The sequence below is a fragment of the Beijerinckia indica subsp. indica ATCC 9039 genome (assembly GCF_000019845.1).
Classification (GTDB): domain Bacteria; phylum Pseudomonadota; class Alphaproteobacteria; order Rhizobiales; family Beijerinckiaceae; genus Beijerinckia; species Beijerinckia indica.
Map to the genome: position 1 here is coordinate 519453 of NC_010581.1, position 22113 is coordinate 541565.

The following is a 22113-nucleotide window of genomic DNA, read 5'->3' on the forward strand; positions in this document are numbered from 1 at the left end:
AGCGGTCTTTGGCTTATTGTCCCGAGTGCTTCGTCTCAGGAGGCGGGCGTCGATGCGAGCTGCGCCAGGGCTGCTTCGAGGACCTTGTCGACGGTGAAACCGAACCGGTTTTGCAGGGCCTTATACGGCGCCGAGGCACCGAACCCATGCATGCCGATGATCTCTCCGCTGCGTCCGACATAACGCTCCCAGCCGAAGGTGGAGGCCTGCTCGACCGCGACCCGGGCGCTGATCGCCGGCGGCAGGACGGTGTCGCGATAAGTGGATTCCTGCTGTTCGAACAATTCCCAGGACGGCATGCTGACGACCCGGGCGCCCTTGCCGTCCTTTTTCAAACGCTCGAAAACCTCGAGGCACAGAGAAACCTCGCTGCCACTCGCGAGCAGGATCACTTTGGGCGCATCGCCTTCCGTATCGGCGAGAATATAAGCGCCGCGCGCGACGCCTTCCGCCGAGCCGTAAATCGTGCGGTCGATAACCGGCAGGGCTTGACGGCTCAACGCCAAGGCGGCCGGCCGTGCGGTCTGATTGAAAATGACCCGGTAGGCTTCGACCGTCTCATTGGCGTCGGCGGGGCGCAGGGTAATGAGATGCGGAATGGTCCGCAGGCTCGCCAGATGTTCGATGGGCTGATGCGTCGGGCCGTCCTCGCCAACACCGATGGAATCATGGGTGAAGACGAAAAACACCGGCAATTCCATCAGCGCCGAGAGGCGCAGCGCGGGCCTCAAATAATCGCTGAAGACGAGGAACGTCGCGCCGAAGGCGCGCAGGTCGCAAAGAGCGAGACCATTGACGATAGCACCCATCGCATGTTCGCGAATGCCAAAATGCACATTGCGGCCGCCGGGATTGCCAGGCTCCAGCGCACCAGCCCCTTCGAAAACCAGCTTGGTCTTGTTTGAAGGCGCAAGATCGGCGGAACCGCCGACCAGCCAGGGGCAATTTTCGGCAAGCACATTCAATACCTTACCAGACGCGTCACGAGTCGCCATGCCTTTGGCGTCGGCCGGGAAAGTCGGCAAGTTCTTGTCCCAGTTTTCCGGCAATTGCCGGGCAAACATGGTGTCGAGCTGGCCCGCCGTTTGCGGATCGGCTTGGCGATATTGATCGAACAGGTTCGACCATTGCGCATGCATGGTTTTGCCGCGCTGCCCGAAAGAGCCCGCGAAATGTTCGAGGACGCCATCCGGCACCAGGAATTGCGCGTCTTCCGGCCAATTATAGAAGCGTTTGGTGAGGCGCACTTCCTCTTCGCCCAAGGGGTCGGAATGGGCGGCGGATGTATTCTGCTTATGGGGGGAACCATAGCCGATGATCGAATGCACGATGATCAGCGTCGGCTTATCATTGGTCTGTTTGAAGGTCGTAAGGGCGGCTGTGGTCGCGTCGCAATCATTGGCGTCTTCGACATGCAGCACGTTCCAGCCATAGGATTCGAAGCGTTTGGCGACATCCTCGCTGAAGGCGAGATCGGTCTTGCCCTCGATGGTGATGTGGTTGCTGTCGTAGATCCAGCACAGATTGGAAAGTTGAAGATGTCCGGCGAGCGAGGCAGCCTCGCAGGCGACGCCCTCCATCAAGTCGCCATCGCTGCATAATGTATAAACGTCGTAATCGAACAGGGTCTGGCCGGGTTTGTTGTAGCGGGCGGCCTGCCAGCGTCCGGCGATGGCCATGCCGACGCTATTGCCGCAGCCAGCGCCGAGCGGGCCGGTCGTGGTTTCGACGCCGATGGTGAAGCCATATTCCGGATGGCCGGGCGTGCGGCTGCCGTTCTGGCGGAAATTCTTGATGTCTTCCAGGCTAACCGCAGGTTCTTGCGTACCAGGAATGCGGATATTGCCAAGATGGATGAGGGAATAGAGCAGCATGGACGCATGCCCGACCGACAGAACGAAACGGTCGCGGTTCGGCCAGGTGGGGTCGGTCGGATCATAGCGCAGGAATTTCTGCCAAAGCGTATAAGCGACGGGCGCTAGTCCCATAGGCGCGCCGGTATGACCGGAATTCGCTTTCTGCACGGCGTCGATCGTCAAGGTCCGGATCGTATTGATGCACAATTGATCCAAGGCCTGTGCGGTGTTCGCGGGAGAAAGAGACTCCGTGGCGGGATTTTGAACACTGGACATGGGGCGCTCGATTCGAAGAGGGGCGGGAAGCATCAAATCCAGGGATGGGACCCTGTCTTGGGATGAATTTGATGCGTTTGGCAAAATTTAGAGCATGACCTCGATTGCGTTTAAAGGGTCATGCGCTCGGGAACAAGACGGCAGCATTGTAAGCCGTGATTGGCCTGAGTTGAAGTGGTTATAACATTAAAGGCGATGACGCTTCTTTAAGCAAGGCCCGAAGTTTCCCGCTTCGCCGAGTGGCCAGGTAGAAAAGCGGCACGGTGGGAAAGGCGGCAAGGTGGAAAGAGCAAGCTTTCCATGCGAATCATCTATGAGAAACGCGGCGCTTTCATGAAGGTCTTGCAAAAGATCAAACAGCAAAGGCGGGCGGGGTACGTAGAAAGATCACTATAACTGGGCACAAAATATTTATTTAAAATGACACGACTATGCCGTCTTCTGATCTGTTCATGATTTAAGAGCCAGATCATCGCGGATTTGAGCCTGCTGTGATTCAAGAGGAGCCAGGGCGCGGAGGGGCGAGCTTTCCAGTTTCCACGGCTCTGGCTTTATGCTGATGGATAGTCAAGTAAGCCCCGCAAGGGTAAGAACGCCTTCCATCCCACGGCTCGTAATCTCAGGACGTATGTCGAACGGTTCAGCGGGCAGGCCTAATCTATTCACCCACGCCGTTCGGTAACCGAACCAGGTTGCCCCAATCGCGTCCCAACCGCCAAAAGCAGCGAAACCGATCTGCTCACGTGGCAGGCCAAAGGCATCGACCGCCATTTTATAGGCTTCAGGAGCCGGCTTGAAACGTTTCACGCGATCGGTGCTGATTGGGGCCTCAAAATAGCTTGCGATGCCATTGCGGTTCATATTGGCCATCAATGTCGTGGCGCCGAGATTGGACAGGAATGCGAGTCTGATATTGGCCGTGCGCAATCGTTCAAGCGCTGGCTTTACATCCGGCCATATGTCTAATGATTCATACTGGTTGATGAGTCTTTGGCGCGTATTGTCATCCAGTGTGAGATCCATTGCATGAGCTGTGTAGGATAGAGTGGTATCCGCCAATGTTCTGAAATCTTGGTAGTGTCCCGCTGCCGTTAGAAGCCAGCTATAGCTAAAAATCTTGTTCGACCATTGCGCTGCAAGCAATTCGCCTCGCTCGCCGAGCATATCGCGCGCGAGCATTGGGACGCTGCGCGGGTCGAAAATGGGAAATCCATCAAATGCGATAGCACGGATGGGCGAGGGGGCCGCTTGTACTATCTTTGTGCGGGCGAGCAAACTCGTTGCCCCCATTAAGAGCGTCCTGCGGTGAATTGGGAAATTCGACATTTATCGCACCGGAGCGTGATCGGGCTGCTTGATAGACTCGACCACGCAAACGCAGGCTTGTGCTGTTTGCGTGCGAGGGATAGGGCGAGCAGGTGAGGGCGTCTAATTGGCCGCCGGCATGGGCAGGAAGAAAGGTAGCGCTTCCACGCGGTTTAGCCATGCGCATACATTTTGATACGGTTCAAGTGACACCTCGCCCTCCGGTGCCTTGGCAATGTAGCTGTAGATCGCGACATCAGCGAGCGTGATGGTTGTTCCAGTTAGAAACGGGCTTTGCGTTAGCGTCTCATCAAGCCGCTCAAGGAGTCGTTTTGACTCTGCAGCGGCATGCTCATAATCACCTGGCAGACCGAATATCTTGATCAACCGCGCTGTGCATGGTCCGTTGAATACGGGGCCCTGCGCCACGGAGAGCCAGCGCTGGACCTGAGCCGCCGCTGAAGGTTCGCTTGGGAGCCACATTCTCGATGGGTCGTATCTGAGTGCTAAATAGACGAGGATGGCAACGGAATCTGCAATCGTGACGTCTCCATCCTGTAATACGGGAACAGTTTCGAACACGTTCAGTCTATGAAATTCATCCGTATGTTGTTCGCCAGCGGCGAGATCGACCGCATGGAAGTGGTATGACAGGTTGAGCAAACTCAACATCAGTTCGGCCCGATGCGAATGGCCGGACAGGCGCAAGCCATAAAGGGTCAGGTTCGGACTCTCGGGCATCTCAAAATTTCCTCTCTCTATTGCCAGGGCCAAAGCGGGCTTGCAGCACTATACGGTACGGCGACAACCGGGATAATTGAGGAGCTTTGGCACACTCTGTCGCTAAAATCAGGATAATTCGATGGACCGGCTGGACAACCTTTCGACTTTCGTCGCGGTCGCTGAGCAGGGCAGTTTCATTGCGGCTAGTCGTCAGCTCGGTCGTTCTACGACCGCTGTGAGCCGTGCCGTCGCCGTGTTGGAGGATGTCTTGGGAACGCAACTCCTGACGCGAACCACGCGCGCCGTTGCGTTGACGCAGGCAGGACAGCGCACTCTGGAGCAAGCGCGGCGCATTCTGGCTGATTATGCCCAGTTGCGGGACGCGGCCGATGGAAATGCCACGCCATCTGGGCTCATCACGATAACCGCGCCGGAAATGTTTGGGCGCCTCCATGTATTGCCCCTCGTGGAGAGCTTCATGGCGGCCCATAGCAACGTGGAGATTTCTCTTCTGTTGCTGAATCGGATGGTTTCGTTGATTGATGAGGGCGTAGATCTCGGTGTGCGTATCGCGCATTTATCTGACTCGAGCCTCCGAGCCATCCGGCTTGGCAGTGTGCGACAAGTGCTATGCGCCAGTCCCGACTATCTCGCCATGGCCGGCACGCCATTGCATCCAAAAGACCTGGCTAACCATCGGGTTATTGCCATCATGGGCGCGAGGCCCTTGCCTTTCCGGTGGCGCTTCAGGAGCAGTACAAATCCCCGATCCGTGCTCGTCAAACCGCAACTCGTGGTGAATTCAGTGCAGGCCGCGTTGGAGGCTGCGTCGCGCGGAGCAGGAATTACACGTGTTCTTTCTTATCAATCAGCGCCGCTGGAAGAAATCGGGGCGTTGCGGCGCCTGCTTATAGCGCACGAGCCGCCCTCCATCCCCATCCATCTTGTCTATCCCGTCGGTCGGTATCTTCCGTCGCGCATTCGCATGTTCATCGATCATGCCGTCGCTGCGCTTCGCGGGCGCTTTCCAGAAGTCGAATGAGGCGTTTGATGATCTGATGGGATAGGGAGGGCCGATCGTTAATTGCTCTGCTCTCTCATTGATCACCCTTCTGCCGCGAGATCGAAAGCGCCACGATCGACCCCGCCGCCAACGAGAATGGCGCGTTTGCCGGCGTGATTGGGGGCCCCGACGACACCCTCCTTTTCCATCCGTTCGACGAGAGAAGCCGCTTTATTATAGCCGACCGAAAGGCGGCGCTGGATGTAGCTTGTCGAACATTTCTTGTCGCGCAGGACGATCGCCACGGCGCGGTCGTAAAGATCGCCCCCTTCCTCGGCATCCATGCTGCCGGGGGCCGGAGCCTCGCCGTCTTCACCCTCTTCGTCCTCGGCGGTGATGGCGTCGAGATAATCGGGCTGGCCTTGCGTCTTGAGATGCGCCACGACTTTTTCCACTTCACCGTCCGACACGAAAGGTCCATGGACGCGGGAAATGCGACCGCCGCCGGCCATATAGAGCATGTCGCCCTGGCCCAGCAATTGTTCGGCGCCTTGCTCGCCCAAAATGGTGCGGCTGTCGATTTTCGAAGTGACCTGGAAGGAGATGCGGGTCGGGAAATTCGCCTTGATCGTGCCAGTGATGACATCGACCGAGGGGCGTTGCGTCGCCATGATGAGATGAATGCCAGCGGCGCGCGCCATTTGTGCCAGGCGCTGGATCGCGCCCTCGATATCCTTGCCGGCGACCATCATCAGATCGGCCATTTCATCGACGATGACGACGATATAGGGCAGGACGGAAAGGTTCATTTCCTCCTGTTCGTAAATCGCCTCTCCGGTCTCGCGGTCGAAACCCGTCTGCACGACGCGGGTGATGACCTCGCCCTTGGCAGTGGCTTCCGCCACACGGGCATTGAAACCGTCGATATTCCGGACGCCGACCTTGGACATTTTCTTGTAGCGGTCTTCCATTTCGCGCACCGCCCATTTCAGGGCGACGACCGCTTTTTTCGGATCGGTGACGACGGGGGTGAGAAGATGCGGAATCCCGTCATAGACGGAGAGTTCGAGCATTTTCGGATCGACCATGATGAGCCGGCACTGATCGGGCTTGAGCCGATAGAGCAGTGACAGAATCATCGTATTGATGGCGACCGATTTGCCGGAGCCTGTGGTGCCGGCGACGAGCAGATGCGGCATGCGGGCGAGATCGACGATGATGGGCTCACCGCCGATATTTTTGCCGAGCGCAATGGCGAGCTTGTGCTTGCTCTCCTCGAAATCATGGGCTGACAGGAGTTCGCGTAGGAAAACGGTCTCCCGCCGCAGATTGGGCAATTCAATGCCGATCGCATTGCGGCCCTGGACCACCGCGACGCGGGCCGAGAGCGCCGACATGGAGCGGGCGATATCGTCGGCAAGACCGATGACGCGGGAGGATTTAATGCCAGGCGCGGGTTCGAGTTCATAAAGCGTCACGACCGGGCCGGGGCGCACATTGATGATCTCGCCCTTGACACCGAAATCCTCCAGAACGCCTTCGAGCACGCGCGCATTCTGCTGCAAGGCGTCGTCGGAAAGACGCGTGCCCTGTTTCTTCGGTTCGCTCAACATGGCGAGCGGAGGCAATTCGAAGACCTGATTAGTGTTTCGGTTCGACACGCGAAACATCGGAGCGCTTTGTGGCGCTGGGGCTTTTTCCTGCAAGGCGCGGGCACTGGGCTTGGGTGGCGGCGCTGGCGGCGTCACGCTCAAGGGCGGTAGTTCCGCTGCGAAATCATAATCGTCTTGTTCTTCTTCTACGTGCACTTCGCGTGCAGGCCGCGTCTCGGTAGAGGACGCAGCAGCGCGTTCTCGACGCACGGCTTCGCGGGTTGCACGCGGCGCATAGGCGCTGGCATCGAACGGCGGCGGTTCAGGAGCGGGTTCCAGCCATTGCAAAGGTTCGCCTGCGAGATCGAGCGGGGGATCGAAATCGCCATGGGTCTCGCGCCAGCCAGCCTGCCATGGTGCGGGCTTGGCTGTGACGGGCCGAACTCTTCGGGCCAAGAAGCGCGAAGCCCAGCTCTTGAGGGCGAGGCCCAACTGGATCAGGCCCGTGAGAGCAACAAGAAGCAGTCCCGGTTCGCCAGCCGCATCCTCGTCCTTGCTGGCATTGGCGAGGGTGGGCACGGGTTCCTCATCGAGGTCTTCGGCATCGAGAGGATGGGGGCGCAGGCCAATGCTCGCCGCAAGAAAGAGAAGGGCGCCAGCGGCGAGCATCGCGCCGATAATGAACAGGCCGGGGCGGAACGACGCGAATAATTTTTGCGGGAGAAACAGAACCGCATCGCCAAGGACGCCGCCGAGCCCGGTCGGCAAGGGCCAGCTATGGGTCGGCGGCAGGAGCGACGCAAGGCCAGCCGCGCAAGCCATGCCAGCCAGCCAGAGAACGAGGCGCAAGCCGAGGCGGTCGAGCTTGTGGGTCGTCAAAAGGCGCCAACCCCAAAAGCCGGGCGGTAACAGACAAGCCAGGACTCCGAGCCCCAGCATCTGCATGAGGAGATCGGCGGCGACGGCGCCTGGCGCGCCAAGAAAATTACGGATGGGTCCATCCGCCGCATGATTGAAACTTGGATCTTGCACTGACCAGGAGGTCAGGGCGAGCGCCAGCCCGACAATGCCGCCGATAAGGGCGAGGCCAGCCAGTTCCGCGCTCCGCCGCGCCGTAAAGATTCGTACAGGCTCGGGGATATGGTCCAGGGCGGTATAATGGGAGGTCGTTCGCATACGGCTCACGTGTTTCTTGACGCTGCATCCTCAACCCCGAAAGCGGAGACCGCTTTTGGGACCAATTTGATGCATTTGCAGAACGCTGAAACATGTCCTTCGAAACGGGTTCGAGGCGACATGCTCTAAGGCGTCAACCAAGGCGCGGCCCAACGGCCTGAACACGATAGTAGAGCGTGGCGGTTAAAGGTGATTTAACCTTAAGGGGAGGCCGCGATGGGCCTCGTGGAGGGGCGATTGGGTCCAAACAATAAGCCCGGTCCCAACGTGTCGGGACCGGGCTTCGAGCTGTCTTTCCACGCCTGCGTTCTCGCAGCCAGCCTTGCCCCCGCCCGGCCACATGAAATGCCAACTGAGCAAATTTTAGCCAAGCTCTTTCGTCACGTCTATGTGACAGCGGACAAAAATGAAAAAAATTTCATTGGGCGAGCGTAGGGCAAATGTTCTTGCGGCTTTCGAGCACCCTTCGACGGGCATTGTGACTGTCGGCATCGGCGCGGAAATTGATTATGGAAGATCGATGGCGGTCCTTCAGGCGCTCGATGATCCATTGGCGGGACCGCATGATACCAAGGTCGCGGCGAGCGGTTCTTGGTTCCTTCCCCTGATTTTGCTTTTTCACGGGCATCCGTGAAAATGCGAGAATGTTCCAGCGATCGTCTTTCCGACCGCTGATCTGACGATGCCGGGATCCGGCTTTTGGAGCCACAATGTTCAGGGATGATTCGGGAAACGGGGGCCGCAGGCCGTCGCGCAATGTGCTGGGTGAGCCGCTGGAAAGCTGTTCCTTCGATCCCCTCACGGGATTCTTCAGGAATGGCTGCTGCGATACGTCCGCCGAGGATGTCAGCAGCCACACGGTCTGCATTGTCGCGACGGAAGAATTTCTGGCCTTTTCCAAGGCGCGCGGAAATGATCTTTCCACGCCATTGCCGCAATATGGTTTCCCCGGTGTCAAACCCGGTGAGCGTTGGTGCCTTTGCGCGCCGCGCTGGCAGGAGGCATTCGAGGCTGGCAAAATGCCACGTGTGGTCTTAAAGGCGACACATGAAGGCGCGCTCGCCTTTTGTGCTCTCGATGATCTCAAGCGCTATGCGGTGGATCTGTCCTGAGCCTGTATGGCTGCCGGGGACGGAGGTGAATATGCCGTCCTGCTCTATTGAAACAAAGCTGGATTGAGCCGCGCGGCGCTTCTTAGCGCCGCAGGACGGCCTTTTCATTTTTTATGACGGAGGCTTCGATCAAGGGAAAGTCCGCCTCGATCAGAAATTGCTTCAAAGCCTCGTAGTCGGTTGTTTCCATCGGATAATCATAGGTCCCGTCACCGAGGCTCGCGAATGTATTCGCGACGACAGTGCGGAGTGTGGCTTTCTGGTCCTCTTTCGCCGGGCTGAACATCACGGTAATCGTGGGATAAGATCCATTCATCTTGGCTTTGCAGATCAGGCGTTGCACGCGATCAAAACGGATCTCGTAAAGTTTCAGGAAATCGTCTCGGCTTGGCTCATCGCGACGGTGATCGAGATTGCTGCCCCAGATTTCGAGCCGCAGCACGGCATTATCGCCTTCGCTCTTCTCGAGCGTGATTTCGAAATGCTTTCCATCCGTGGAATCGGCGAGAATCGTCAGGGGCGAAGCCATGGGCAGATCCTTGACGCATCCTATCGGACGCGGTTCTCTTTCGGCGAAAGCCGAAAATTCATGGGAAAGAATACAGGCTGTCTTGCTTGTCGATAAAGGACCCGATCATGATCCGGCCTTGGCGGCTTTGGCCCGGCGCTTGGCCTCTCGCATCATATTGAGGCATTCGAGCGTCGAGGCCATGTCGATGGCGCTGAAACCATCGACCTGATAATCGAGATCGGCGCCAGCAGCGAGAAGGCGGGCGAGCGCCTTGGCCTTGCCGGCCGAGGCCGCATAGATCAAGGCCGTCGATCCATTGACATTGGCATGATTGAGGTCAGCGCCTGCCGCGATGATCATATCGACAATGTCAGGATCATCACCCACGCAGGCAAGCCATAAAGCCTGGTTCTGATCATTATTGCTGGCATCGACGCGCGCGCCGGCCTGCAGCAATTCGGTGACGATCGCCTTGGCGTTGAGATGGCAGGCGCGCATCAAGGGGGTCATCCGGTCCGTGGGTGTCACTGCATTGACACCCCCTTTCGGATAGCCGTGCTCTTTCAGGAATGCTTCGAGCGCGTCGCTGAGGCCTTCGACCGTGGGAGCCTCTTCGATCGGCGCCGCATTCTGGCGCATTTCGGCCTTTCGCCATTCCTCATAACCGCCGTCCATGCTGAACACATCAGCGAAATCGGCGGCGCCAAAGGCCTTGGCATAGGCCTGGCTGGAATTGCCGTGATAGCAATAGATCAGCACCGGCTTGGTCTTTGGGGTCTCTTTCAAAAGAGTGTCGAGATTGGTGAGATCGACACGGAGAGCGCCGTCGATATGGCCTTTTTGATAAGAAGCCGGATCGCGGACATCGATCACAACGGGCTTGGTCTCCGCATCCATCAGGCTGCGTGCTTCATCGATTGTGATCCTGCGATATGTCGCCATGCCTAAATCCTATCCTGGGCGAAAATCTGGGCTCGTCCCTGCTTCTCTTCGTTGTCTGCTCAGCTGTTTGCCTTGCGCCAACCTTCATAGCCGCCATCAAGACTGTAAACAGTCTTGAAGCGGAAATCGGCGAAGGTTTTCGCATAAACCTGGCTGGAATTGCCGTGGTAGCAATAGATCAGCACGGGCGTATCCTTCGGCGTCGTCGAGAGGAAATGGAAGAGATTGGATTCCGTGACATGTTCGGCGCCTTCAATATGGCCGCTCTCATAGGAGCCAGGGTCGCGCATGTCGAGGACCAGGGTCTTGTCATCCGCGATCAATTGACGGGCGATATCGATGCCGATCCGCTCGAAGCTCGCTTCTTCAGCCATGGTTTGTATTCCTTGTGTTTGTGTCGTGTCCTCGACCTCGGTGCGGTCGCCATAGGGCGGCAAAGTCAACATTCGCGTATCAATGAGGGGAAGGCCGACTGTGAAATGATAGAGCGTGGCGAAACGGGTATCCTTGAGACCCAGGATCTCATGCATCGCATCATCGAAAAAGCAGCCGATCCCGGTGCCTCGGAATCCCAAGGTTTCCGCCTCGAGATAAAGCACCTGGCCGATCAACCCCGCTTCCCAATGCAATTGTTTGTAGCGCCAGGGTTCGGCGTGAACGAGTTCGTCAAATTCCGCCAGCATGCCGAGAGCGAAGCAGGAATCTGAAGCGATAGCCTGATGACAGTGCAAGGTACGGGCAACTTTTGTGCAATCCGTTGGCAAGAGCTGGAAGAAGTTCAATTGCGGCGGGACATGCTCTGGCCGTTTCCAGACAAAGTCCTGATGTGTCGCCTGTTTCAGGCGCATTTCCGCATCCGGATTACGCAGGAGAATATACAAACCGGGTTCGAGCCCATCGACACGATGGATGAAGAAAACCGGATGCAGGCGCGGTGCATAGGTCCAGACATCCCAAGGCGCGACCGGACGGGCGAGCAGCCGATCAATGAGGTGATAGAAAGAGCCGCTGCCCATCCGGGCGCTGCGGTCGAAGGCTTGGGCGCTGCGCCGGTTCAAGATCACCTTGGCGGCGGGCTCCGGTGACCCTTCTCCGATGCCCGGGAAATTGCCGCGGTAAGGCGTCTCCTCGTGCGGGGCGGTCTTTTTGGTGGCGGCGGAGGCTTCGTCGATCACCGGCCATTTGTACATATGATGACGGTCAAGGACATTGGCGCGCCCCTGCCAAACCGACAATTGATCAAGCAGGAAACCGGCATCCCCTCCCTTCAAGGCGGTGACGCCGGGGCCGGTCACGACGCGCAGGATCAGGTCGGGGGCCTCGCGCTCGACGCCAGCGGTGAAATCCGCGTCGCGATCAAGACCAAGCAGGCTGGCGATTTCGGCGCTGCTCAAACCTTCGACCATTTGCAGGCGCCAGCCGAGTGTGCCGGCGGCATAACGCAGGGCGCCGATCGCGTGACCGACATCGAGCTGGCAATAGCGAAAGGCCCGTTCCCCATATTTCCAGGCTTCGCGCCAATGAATGGAGGACAGGCCAATCCACAGAGCAGGCTCGCCCGACGTCGCATTGCTCAGGGAGCCGCGATGTTCCAGGCTGTGATTGCGGGGGGCATAATGATGAACGCCGTCAGCAAGGCCGGGAATGTTGCGCGCCAGCACATAGGCTTCGGTCGGGTGCAGATTGCCGCTCGACGGATTGCTGCGCATGGCCCAGCGATCCGGGCCATATTCCTTCCAGGCATTCAAGGCCAGGGACAATTGCAGGAGAGCGCCAACCGACGTTTCGTCGAGCGCGGCGGCAGGCGTGCGGTCAGGATTGTAGATATTGGCGAAAGGCGTCGTGATGTTTTCAGCGCCGAGAGGGAGAAGTTTGGACTCGGCGCCAGCGAAATCGCGGAAGGGATTGGGCTGCTCGGACCAGTCCAGGGTCTCCGGCCCGGCGGCATAACGGTCCATCTTGTGTTTGGTGCGCTGATGATAGGCGAGGATTACGTCCGCTGCATTGGCGGGGGGCAGCCCGATCGTCATGAATAGGTTTCCTTTTACGGCTTGTCCGGGCAGGCTGCCGTTTCCTTGGGCCGGCGGCATGTTTCGAGATCGACGCCTTGCACACGCGGTGCCTGAAGTCCGACCCAGGCTTCCATTTCGGCGGGATCGAAACCGACAGCGCGTTGTCCCGCAGCTTCGATCAAGGGCCGGCGGATCAGGATCGGTTCGGCGAGCATGAGCGCCAAAGCGGTCTCCGCGTCGGTGTTTTGCGGGTCTACCGCTCCCGATTTGACCTGTGGTGCCGCTTTATTGAACCAATCGGCCACCGGCCGATCGCCGAAGAAGGACCGCAAATTTTCGGCTGTCCATTTTTCGACAAGCAGGTTGCGAACATCGAGTTCATGGCCCGCGGCCTCGAGAAGCGCTTTCTGCCGGCTATTGTTGGAGCAACCGGGCTTTTCATAGAAAATGATCTGCATGCTCAAAATCTCCGGGATGATCGATGTCGTCCCTCTATTGCCAGCGAGGAAGACTTTTCGGGAGGCCGAAGGGGCGAAAAAGGCATGTCGGGCCGGGTAGGGATCAGTTTCACCTAAAGGGCACGGCTTCAAAAGGGCGCGAGAAATCAGGGGAGATTTCGAAATTCCGCCGATCAAGACGTAAGCCGATGAGACCTCGGGGGCCTCAAAGTGGCGCCCAAACCATCCCTTGAAAGGAACAGAACACCGCCTCGCCTAGCTTGAACGATACCTTATATATTATAAGCGCGCTCTGGAAGAGAAAGCGGTTCACTGAGGCCAAAATGGGCGGGAGCTTGGGCTGCACTCCGATATGACCGGCGTGCCGTTCTTCGATTAAGGTATAAGACCGCAAGAAAAAGCACCGGACTGAATGGATGATCGGTCCGATGCCATCAGGTTTACGGTTTTAAGAAAACCCTCGCTCAGAAACTGAAATCCGTCAGCTGTACGAATTCGCTCTTCAGGCGGCCAAGCAGCATGTCGACCTTACGACGGACAACTTCGACCGTGAGCGGTTTCGTCAGAATTCCATGCGCGCCGCCGCCTTTTGCGAGCGCTTGTTTAGCGAATTCATTCTCCGCATTATCGGCCAGAACGACGATTTTCGCTTCAGGGAATTTGGCGCTGATCTCCTTAAGGACATCGGGCCCTTTTTCCTCGAGGATATTGACGCCGACGATCAGGAGATTGGGGACCGACTTTTCGGTTTTGCCGTAGACCACTTTTTCGGAGGAATCGAAGGCCTCCTGGACGGACGCGAATTCATGCGTCTCGTTGTGATCTTCAAGCATGAATTGAAGGATGGATCCCGTCACTCCGTCATTGTCGATGACGAAGACGCGTTTGTTTTCGACCCTGCGGTCATTATCGACGCCGATCTGCATGGTGATCTTGCTCCTTGAATGCGTCGTTCGACGCTGTCGACCGAGCCGCGCAAAGCAACTTCTATACCCGCCGGCTGCGAGGCTCTTGGATTCTAGCGGAATGCTCGTCTGCTCGGCAAGATTAAAGCGTGCAGGACGAATGCATGATTATGTTTGAAGGGCGCTCAGGAGCTTTCATCGGGTCGAAAGCAGAAACGGCCACATGATATTTATCCAGCGATGATCGCCTTAATTCATTCATAGAGAAGAATTTGCTACCGGGTCCGCGAAAGCGGCATGGCTGTTTCGTTCGTGACAGCAAAAAATCGTTGTCGGAATCTGAACACGCCGAAAATGGTCCGGGTTGAAACAGAAATCTAAATATTTTCAATGCCGTCTATTTTCTTGATCGGTTGGCACGCTGATTGCGAGAGAAGGGCCAGGGATACGTCGCCGATATGAAGGCATGTGACGTGTCGTGTCCCGCGCCGCCATGGCGTAGCGATGCCTGATGCAGGAACTGTGGCAGGAATCATGCGTCTCGGGTCCACGGTTAAATAGCAAAACGGCACTAAGGAGATCTTTTAAATGCGCCAGATTGCGTTCTACGGTAAGGGTGGTATCGGCAAGTCCACCACCTCGCAAAACACCCTCGCCTGCCTCGCCCAGATGGGCCACAAGATCCTGATCGTCGGCTGCGACCCCAAGGCTGACTCGACCCGCCTGATCCTTCACTCGAAGGCCCAAGACACCATCCTCAGCCTCGCCGCTGCCGCTGGTTCCGTCGAAGACCTCGAAATCGAAGACGTCATGAAGGTCGGCTACCTCGACATCAAGTGCGTTGAGTCCGGTGGTCCGGAGCCGGGCGTCGGCTGCGCCGGTCGTGGCGTTATCACCTCGATCAACTTCCTCGAGGAAAACGGCGCTTACGAAGACGTTGACTACGTTTCCTACGACGTGCTCGGCGACGTGGTCTGCGGTGGCTTCGCCATGCCGATCCGTGAGAACAAGGCTCAGGAAATCTACATCGTCATGTCTGGCGAGATGATGGCCATGTATGCGGCCAACAACATCTCCAAGGGCATTCTGAAGTATGCCAACTCGGGCGGCGTGCGTCTCGGCGGTCTCGTCTGCAACGAGCGTCAGACCGACAAGGAACTCGAGCTGGCTGAAGAGCTTGCCAAGCGCCTCGGCACCAAGCTGATCCACTTCGTTCCCCGCGACAACATCGTGCAGCATGCCGAACTCCGTCGTATGACGGTTGTCGAATATGCTCCCGATTCCAAGCAGGCTGACGAGTATCGTACGCTCGCCAACAAGGTCCATGCGAACAAGGGCAACGGCATCATCCCGACCCCGATCACCATGGACGAGCTCGAGGACATCCTCATGGCTCACGGCATCATGAAGCAGGTTGACGAGTCGCAGGTCGGCCTCACCGCCGCTCAGCTCTCGGCCTAATGCCCTTAAGCCGGCCCCTCTCAGGAGGGGCCGGTCTTTACTGCAAGACGAATACTTCAGGAGATTGGCATGAGCCTATCGGCACCCGAAACAATCGAAGAAATCAAGCAGAGGAACAAGGAACTCATCGCTGAGGTCCTGGAGGCCTATCCCGAAAAGAGCAAGAAAAACCGCGCCAAGCACCTCAACCAGTTCCAGGAAGGTGGCAAGGATTGCTCGGTCAAGTCCAACATCAAGTCCGTCCCGGGCGTGATGACGATCCGTGGCTGCGCCTACGCCGGTTCGAAGGGCGTGGTGTGGGGTCCGATCAAGGACATGATCCACATCAGCCATGGTCCGGTCGGCTGCGGCCAGTACTCCTGGGCTGCGCGTCGTAACTATTACATTGGCACGACCGGTGTTGACACCTTCGTGACCATGCAGTTCACCTCGGACTTCCAGGAAAAGGACATTGTCTTCGGCGGCGACAAGAAGCTCGCGAAGATCATGGACGAAATCATGGAATTGTTCCCCCTGAACCATGGTGTCACGGTTCAGTCGGAATGCCCGATCGGCCTCATCGGTGACGACATCGAAGCCGTTTCGAAGCAGAAGTCCAAGGAATATGGCGGCAAGACCATTGTTCCGGTCCGCTGCGAAGGCTTCCGTGGCGTTTCCCAGTCTCTCGGCCACCACATTGCGAACGACGCCGTTCGTGACTGGGTGTTCGACAAGATGGAAGGCAAGCCCGCCCGTATCGAACTCACCGACTATGACGTTGCCATCATCGGCGACTACAACATCGGTGGTGACGCTTGGTCGTCCCGTATCCTTCTCGAGGAAATGGGCCTCCGCGTGATCGCTCAGTGGTCGGGTGACGGTTCCATCGCCGAACTCGAGGCGACGCCGAAGGCGAAGCTCAACGTCCTTCACTGCTACCGCTCGATGAACTACATCTCCCGCCACATGGAAGAAAAGTACGGTGTTCCGTGGGTGGAATATAACTTCTTCGGCCCGTCCAAGATCGCTGAGTCGCTGCGCACGATCGCCAGCCACTTCGACGACAAGATCAAGGAAAATGCCGAGAAGGTCATCGCCAAGTATCGCGCTCTGTCCGATGCGGTGATCGAGAAGTATCGTCCGCGTCTCCATGGCCGTAAGGTCATGCTCTTCGTCGGCGGTCTGCGTCCGCGTCACGTTATCGGCGCTTACGAAGATCTCGGCATGGAAGTTGTCGGTACCGGCTATGAGTTCGGCCATAACGACGACTATCAGCGCACCACTCACTATGTGAAGGACGGCACGCTGATCTATGACGACGTGACCGGCTACGAGTTCGAGAAGTTCGTCGAAAAGATCCAGCCTGATCTGGTTGGTTCCGGCATTAAGGAAAAGTACGTCTTCCAGAAAATGGGCGTTCCTTTCCGTCAGATGCATTCTTGGGACTATTCGGGCCCGTATCATGGCTATGATGGCTTCGCCATCTTCGCTCGCGATATGGACATGGCCATCAATTCCCCGGTTTGGGGTTTGACCAAGGCTCCGTTCTAATATCTCCCCGTGCCCTCCTCCCCACGGGAGGAGGGCATTTGTCGGGGTGCACCGAGACAAATCAAAAAAAGGGATTTTCCAGCATGCCTCAGAACGCCGATCACGTTCTCGATCACTTCGACTTGTTCCGTCAGCCGGAATATCGGGAGATGCTCGCGAACAAGAAGAAGAATTTCGAAAACCCGGTCGCGGAAGCCGAAGTGCAGCGGGTTGTCGAGTGGACCAAGACCCCTGAATATCGTGAAAAGAACTTTGCGCGTGAGGCGCTGACCGTCAATCCGGCTAAGGCTTGCCAGCCGCTCGGCGCCGTTTTCGCGGCTGTCGGCTTCGAAGGCACAATTCCCTTCGTTCATGGCTCGCAGGGTTGCGTCGCTTATTATCGTTCGCATTTCTCGCGTCATTTCAAGGAGCCCAGCTCCTGCGTTTCTTCCTCGATGACGGAAGACGCGGCCGTGTTCGGTGGCCTGAACAACATGATCGACGGCCTTGCGAACACCTATAACCTTTACAAGCCGAAGATGATTGCCGTTTCGACGACCTGCATGGCGGAAGTCATCGGCGACGATCTGAACGCCTTCATCAAGACCGCGAAGGACAAGGGCTCGCTCCCGATGTCCTATGATGTTCCCTTCGCCCACACCCCGGCCTTCGTCGGCAGCCATATCACGGGCTATGACAATGCGCTGAAGGGCGTGCATGAGCATTTCTGGGGCGGCAAGGCCGGCACCGTTGAAAAGCTGCAGCGCGTTCCGAACGAAACGATCAACTTCATCGGCGGCTTCGACCCCTACACGGTCGGTAACCTCCGTGAGATCCGTCGCATCTTCGACATGATGGGCTTCGAATATACCATCATCGCCGATAACAGCGATGTTTGGGATACGCCCACCGACGGCACGTTCCGCATGTTCGATGGCGGCACCACCATCGACGAGATGGTTGCCGCGGTGAACTCGAAGGCCACCGTTTCGATGCAGGAATATTGCACCGAAAAGACGATGAAGTACATCGAGGAAGAATGGAAGCACGAGACGGTTGCTTTCAATCATCCGATCGGTGTCAAGGCGACGGACGATTTCCTTCTCGAAATCTCTCGCCTGACCGGCAAGGCCGTTCCCGAGCAGATCAAGCTCGAGCGTGGTCGTCTCGTCGACGCGATGGCTGACTCCAGCTCGCATATCCATGGCAAAAAGTTCGCCATCTACGGTGATCCCGATCTCTGCATCGGTCTCGCTCAATTCCTGATGGAAAATGGCGGTGAACCGACCCACATTCTGGCGACCAATGGTTCGCCGAAATGGGCCGAAAAGGTTCAGGCCATGCTCGATGCGAACCCCTTCGGCAAGAACTGCCATGTCTATCCGCTGCGCGACCTGTGGCACATGCGTTCGCTGCTCTTCACGGAGCCGGTGGACTTCCTGATCGGCAACACCTACGGCAAGTATCTGGAGCGTGATACGGGCACCCCGCTGATCCGCATCGGCTTCCCGATCTTCGATCGCCACCATCACCATCGTTATCCGGTGTGGGGCTATCAGGGTGGTCTCAACGTTCTGGTCTGGATCCTCGACAAGATCTTCGAGGAAATCGACAAGAACACGATCGTGCCGGCCCACTCGGACTTCAGCTACGACATCATTCGCTAAGCACAAAACTCAGGAGAACAGCGCAAGCTGTTCTCCTTTGGTTTTAGGGCCCTGTTTTTCCAAACTTGTGGGCGCCTCTAAAAACCTTCCAAAATGCGGAAGTAGTCCTAGCTAAGCGCATAGTTCTTGCTAGTATGATGCTAGCAAACCCGCGAGGCAGGTTTTTAGAAGCATCCATTCCCCTTCGATGCCGATAATGAAGCCTCACTGGGCAGTCGCGCTGCCAAAATGAGCGTGCGCGGCATCGAAGTCTGGCCGGTATGCCGGTCGGAAAGCGCCGAGGAGAATTCGATGAGCAGTGTTTCCGCCACAATTCAAGACGTTTTCAACGAGCCGGGCTGCGCTAAAAATGCCGGCAAGTCTGAAAAGGAAAAGAAAAAGGGTTGCACGAAACAATTGCAGCCTGGTGGCGCAGCGGGCGGTTGTGCCTTCGACGGCGCCAAGATCGCCCTGCAGCCCATTACCGATGTGGCCCATCTTGTTCATGGTCCGATTGCCTGCGAAGGCAATTCCTGGGACAATCGCGGCGCTTTCTCGTCGGGTTCCACACTCTATCGCACCGGCTTTACAACCGATATCAATGAAACCGATGTGGTGTTCGGTGGCGAGAAGCGGCTCTACAAGAGCATCAAGGAAATCATCGAAAAATATAATCCGCCGTCTGTCTTCGTCTATCAGACTTGCGTCCCGGCCATGATCGGCGACGATATCGACGCGGTGTGCAAGGCGGCTTCGAAAAAATTCGGCAAGCCGATTGTGCCTGTGAATTCCCCCGGCTTTGTCGGTCCGAAGAATCTCGGTAACAAGCTCGCGGGTGAGGCTCTGCTTGCTCACGTGATTGGCACTATCGAGCCCGAATATACGACGCCTTATGATGTGAATATCATCGGCGAATATAATCTGGCTGGTGAAATGTGGCAGGTTGAGCCGCTCCTGAAGGAGATCGGCTTCCGTATCATTTCCTGCATTTCCGGCGATGCGAAATATAATGAAGTCGCGCAGGCGCATCGCGCCAAGGCGACGATGATGGTCTGCTCCAAGGCCATGATCAATATTACGCGCAAGCTCGAAGATAAATACGGTATTCCCTATTTCGAAGGCTCGTTCTACGGCATCGGCGATATGAGCGATTCCATTCGGCAGCTTGCCCAATTGGTGATCGATCAGGGCGCGCCGCCGGAATTCATGGATCGCGCTGAAGCGGTGATTGCCCGTGAAGAAAAGAAGGCCTGGGAGCGCATGGCAGCCTATACGCCGCGCCTCAAGGGCAAGAAGGTTCTGCTCATCACCGGCGGTGTGAAGTCCTGGTCCGTGGTTGCCGCCTTGCAAGAAGTCGGTCTCGAAATCGTTGGCACCAGTGTCAAGAAGTCGACGAAGGAAGATAAAGAGCGCATCAAGGAATTGATGGGTGAGGATGCTCACGCCTTCGACGATATGTCGCCGCGCGAAATGTATAAAATGCTGAAGGATGCCAAGGCGGATATCATGTTGTCCGGCGGCCGTTCGCAGTTCATCGCGCTGAAAGCCTCTATGCCGTGGCTGGATATCAACCAGGAACGTCATCACGCCTATGCCGGCTATGAAGGCATGGTTGATCTTGTGCGCGAAATCGACAAAGCGCTTTACAATCCGATCTGGGAACAAGTGCGCAAGATTGCGCCGTGGGAAAATCCCGCGGAAAGCTGGCAGGCCAAGGCTGATGCCGAAGCCGCGCGCGAGGCCGCTGAATTGGCTGCCAACCCGGCCAAAGCGGAGGAGAAGCGGCGCTCGAAGAAGATTTGCAAGTGCAAATCCGTGGATCTCGGCACGATCGAGGACGCTATTAAGGCGAATAATCTGACAACCGCCAAGCAGGTCACCGAAATCACCCATGCGGGTGGTGGCTGCACGGGCTGTGTCGGCACGATCGAAGGCATCATCGAGGAGCTTCTCAAGCCGGCTGATGCTGTCGCGCTCGATCCCGCGCAGGCCGAAGAGAAGCGTCGTGCCAAAAAAGTGTGCAACTGCAAAGAAGTCACGGTGGGCACGATTGAAGATGCCATTCGTGATAAAGGATTGAGCACAGCTGCTCAGGTGACGGCCGCCACGGAAGCGGGCAGCGGTTGTGGCAGCTGCGGCGAGACGATCGAGGAGATCCTTGGCGAGGTTCTTGCTTCTATTCCGCCTATCGCGGCAGAGTGATGAGGCATCGTCATGGCTATTGTTAAATTCAATAAAAAAGCCTGTACGGTCAATCCTTTGAAGATGAGCCAGCCGGTCGGCGGCGCGCTCGCCTTCATGGGGATCAAGGATGCCATGCCGCTGTTTCACGGCTCACAGGGCTGCACCTCCTTCGGGTTGGTGCTGTTCGTGCGGCATTTCAAGGAAGCCATTCCGTTGCAGACAACGGCTATGAGCGAAGTGGCGACGGTTCTCGGCGGCTATGAAAATGTCGAGCAGGCGATCGTCAATATTTCGAACAAACAGAAAGCCAGTCTTATCGGTATTTGTTCGACCGGCGTCACCGAGACGAAGGGCGATGATGTCGATGCCTATATCAAGCTCGTGCGGCAACAGCATCCCGAGCTTGATCATGTATCGCTTGTCTATGTGTCAACGCCCGACTTCAAAGATGCCTTCCAGGATGGTTGGGAGAAGACGGTCGCCAAGATCATCGAGACTTTGGTGAAGCCGCGTCCGGCCGATGCGCCGCGTAATTCACGCAAGATTGCTGTGCTTCCAGGCAGTCATCTGACGCCGGGCGATCTTGACGAATTACGGGACATTATCGAGGCTTTCGGTTTCGATCCTTTGTTCCTGCCTGATCTTGCTGGCTCGCTTGATGGGCATATTCCAGAGGATTTTACGCCCACGACCTTGGGTGGTATTTCTCTGGATGAGATCGCCGATCTTGGAGATGCCTTTTATACTATTGCCATCGGGTCGCATATGCGTACCGCGGCCGAGGCTTTGAAGGAAAAGGCCGGCGTTCCCTATCAGCTATTCGATCGGATGATCGGGCTCTTGCCGACGGATGATTTCATTGCCTTCCTGACGCAGATCAGCGGCAAGCCGGTGCCTAACAAGATCAAAAGGCAGCGCGGCCAATTGGTCGATGCGATGCTCGATGGGCATTTCCATACCGGAGGCAAGAAAATCGCCATAGGTCTGGAGCCTGATTTCCTTTACGATCTGTCGAATTTCCTTGCCGATATGGGATGTCAGATCGAGGTTGCTGTCACGACGAACCAGACGGCCATTCTCGATCAAGTACGCTCGGAAGAGGTTCTTGTCGGCGATCTCGAAGATTTCGAGACCCTAGCGCCGGGTTGTGACCTCCTCATTACGCATGCGCATGGGCGCCAGGCGTCAGAGCGTTTGCATATTCCTTTGTTCCGCATGGGGCTTCCGATTTTCGATCGACTCGGTGCGGGTCACATCACGTCGGTCGGCTATCGCGGCGCGCGTGATCTCATTTTTAAGATCGCCAATATATTCATCGAAAACATGCATGTCGCCAAACCTGATACCTGGTATCCACATCCTGGGGCAGAAGAAGGTCACGCATCAGCGGATAAGCTCACGACCCATTGAAGGAAGAAATAGGAATAATCGGGCGCAGGAGA

General features: G+C 57.1%; 17 protein-coding genes. 8 read left to right on the plus strand and 9 right to left on the minus strand.

The window, feature by feature from the left end; all coding sequences use genetic code 11:
• Positions 1–35: 35 nt before the first annotated feature.
• From tkt to BIND_RS02350, 3 genes are all read right to left on the minus strand, one after another.
• On the minus strand, positions 36–2132 hold the full coding sequence (tkt, locus tag BIND_RS02340; protein WP_012383471.1) for a transketolase: 2097 nt from the start codon (positions 2130–2132) through the stop codon (positions 36–38).
• A gap of 567 nt (positions 2133–2699) precedes the next feature.
• Positions 2700–3458, minus strand: coding sequence for a haloacid dehalogenase type II (locus BIND_RS02345; protein ID WP_041777886.1), 759 nt, complete (start codon positions 3456–3458; stop codon positions 2700–2702).
• Between the two features lie 102 nt (positions 3459–3560).
• Entirely contained in the window at positions 3561–4178 is a 618-nt protein-coding gene (locus tag BIND_RS02350; RefSeq protein ID WP_012383473.1) for a glutathione S-transferase, read from the minus strand.
• Between the two features lie 121 nt (positions 4179–4299).
• Here BIND_RS02350 and BIND_RS02355 point away from each other — a divergent pair, with 121 nt between their 5' ends.
• Complete coding sequence (locus BIND_RS02355) at positions 4300–5202, plus strand: LysR family transcriptional regulator (protein WP_012383474.1); 903 nt, start codon at positions 4300–4302, stop codon at positions 5200–5202.
• A 62-nt stretch (positions 5203–5264) separates the two neighbouring features.
• Here the strand turns inward: BIND_RS02355 and BIND_RS02360 are convergent, their stop codons facing one another.
• Positions 5265–7931 (minus strand): DNA translocase FtsK, encoded by a 2667-nt coding sequence (locus BIND_RS02360; RefSeq protein ID WP_012383475.1) that lies wholly within the window; start codon positions 7929–7931, stop codon positions 5265–5267.
• 406 nt (positions 7932–8337) lie between these two features.
• On the opposite strand from BIND_RS02360, the gene BIND_RS02370 reads away from it, so the two are divergent.
• Together BIND_RS02370 and BIND_RS02375 are read left to right on the plus strand one after the other, a co-directional pair.
• A complete protein-coding gene (locus BIND_RS02370) occupies positions 8338–8565 on the plus strand; it encodes a hypothetical protein (RefSeq protein ID WP_012383477.1) in 228 nt (75 codons plus the stop codon).
• Positions 8566–8641: 76 nt separating this feature from the next.
• The gene (locus BIND_RS02375; RefSeq protein WP_012383478.1) at positions 8642–9043 is read left to right on the plus strand and encodes a DUF2237 family protein; all 402 of its coding nucleotides are present in this window, start codon (positions 8642–8644) and stop codon (positions 9041–9043) included.
• A gap of 82 nt (positions 9044–9125) precedes the next feature.
• Here the strand turns inward: BIND_RS02375 and BIND_RS02380 are convergent, their stop codons facing one another.
• From BIND_RS02380 to BIND_RS02400, 5 genes are all read right to left on the minus strand, one after another.
• Positions 9126–9572 (minus strand): hypothetical protein, encoded by a 447-nt coding sequence (locus tag BIND_RS02380; RefSeq protein WP_012383479.1) that lies wholly within the window; start codon positions 9570–9572, stop codon positions 9126–9128.
• Positions 9573–9677: 105 nt separating this feature from the next.
• Positions 9678–10496: a rhodanese-like domain-containing protein gene (locus BIND_RS02385; RefSeq protein ID WP_012383480.1), complete on the minus strand. Its 819-nt coding sequence runs from the start codon at positions 10494–10496 to the stop codon at positions 9678–9680.
• Positions 10497–10555: 59 nt separating this feature from the next.
• Entirely contained in the window at positions 10556–12526 is a 1971-nt protein-coding gene (locus BIND_RS02390; protein ID WP_012383481.1) for a SagB family peptide dehydrogenase, read from the minus strand.
• Between the two features lie 14 nt (positions 12527–12540).
• Complete coding sequence (locus BIND_RS02395) at positions 12541–12966, minus strand: ArsC/Spx/MgsR family protein (protein ID WP_012383482.1); 426 nt, start codon at positions 12964–12966, stop codon at positions 12541–12543.
• A 464-nt stretch (positions 12967–13430) separates the two neighbouring features.
• Positions 13431–13892, minus strand: a complete 462-nt coding sequence (locus BIND_RS02400; protein WP_012383483.1) for a response regulator — start codon at positions 13890–13892, stop codon at positions 13431–13433.
• 567 nt (positions 13893–14459) lie between these two features.
• Here BIND_RS02400 and nifH point away from each other — a divergent pair.
• From nifH to nifN, 5 genes are all read left to right on the plus strand, one after another.
• Positions 14460–15332: a nitrogenase iron protein gene (nifH, locus tag BIND_RS02405; RefSeq protein WP_012383484.1), complete on the plus strand. Its 873-nt coding sequence runs from the start codon at positions 14460–14462 to the stop codon at positions 15330–15332.
• Between the two features lie 69 nt (positions 15333–15401).
• Complete coding sequence (gene nifD, locus BIND_RS02410; protein ID WP_012383485.1) at positions 15402–16862, plus strand: nitrogenase molybdenum-iron protein alpha chain; 1461 nt, start codon at positions 15402–15404, stop codon at positions 16860–16862.
• Positions 16863–16945: 83 nt separating this feature from the next.
• Positions 16946–18508, plus strand: coding sequence for a nitrogenase molybdenum-iron protein subunit beta (gene nifK / locus BIND_RS02415; protein WP_012383486.1), 1563 nt, complete (start codon positions 16946–16948; stop codon positions 18506–18508).
• A 291-nt stretch (positions 18509–18799) separates the two neighbouring features.
• Positions 18800–20689: a nitrogenase iron-molybdenum cofactor biosynthesis protein NifE gene (gene nifE / locus BIND_RS02420; protein ID WP_012383487.1), complete on the plus strand. Its 1890-nt coding sequence runs from the start codon at positions 18800–18802 to the stop codon at positions 20687–20689.
• A gap of 12 nt (positions 20690–20701) precedes the next feature.
• Complete coding sequence (nifN, locus tag BIND_RS02425) at positions 20702–22081, plus strand: nitrogenase iron-molybdenum cofactor biosynthesis protein NifN (RefSeq protein WP_012383488.1); 1380 nt, start codon at positions 20702–20704, stop codon at positions 22079–22081.
• Positions 22082–22113 lie beyond the last annotated feature (32 nt).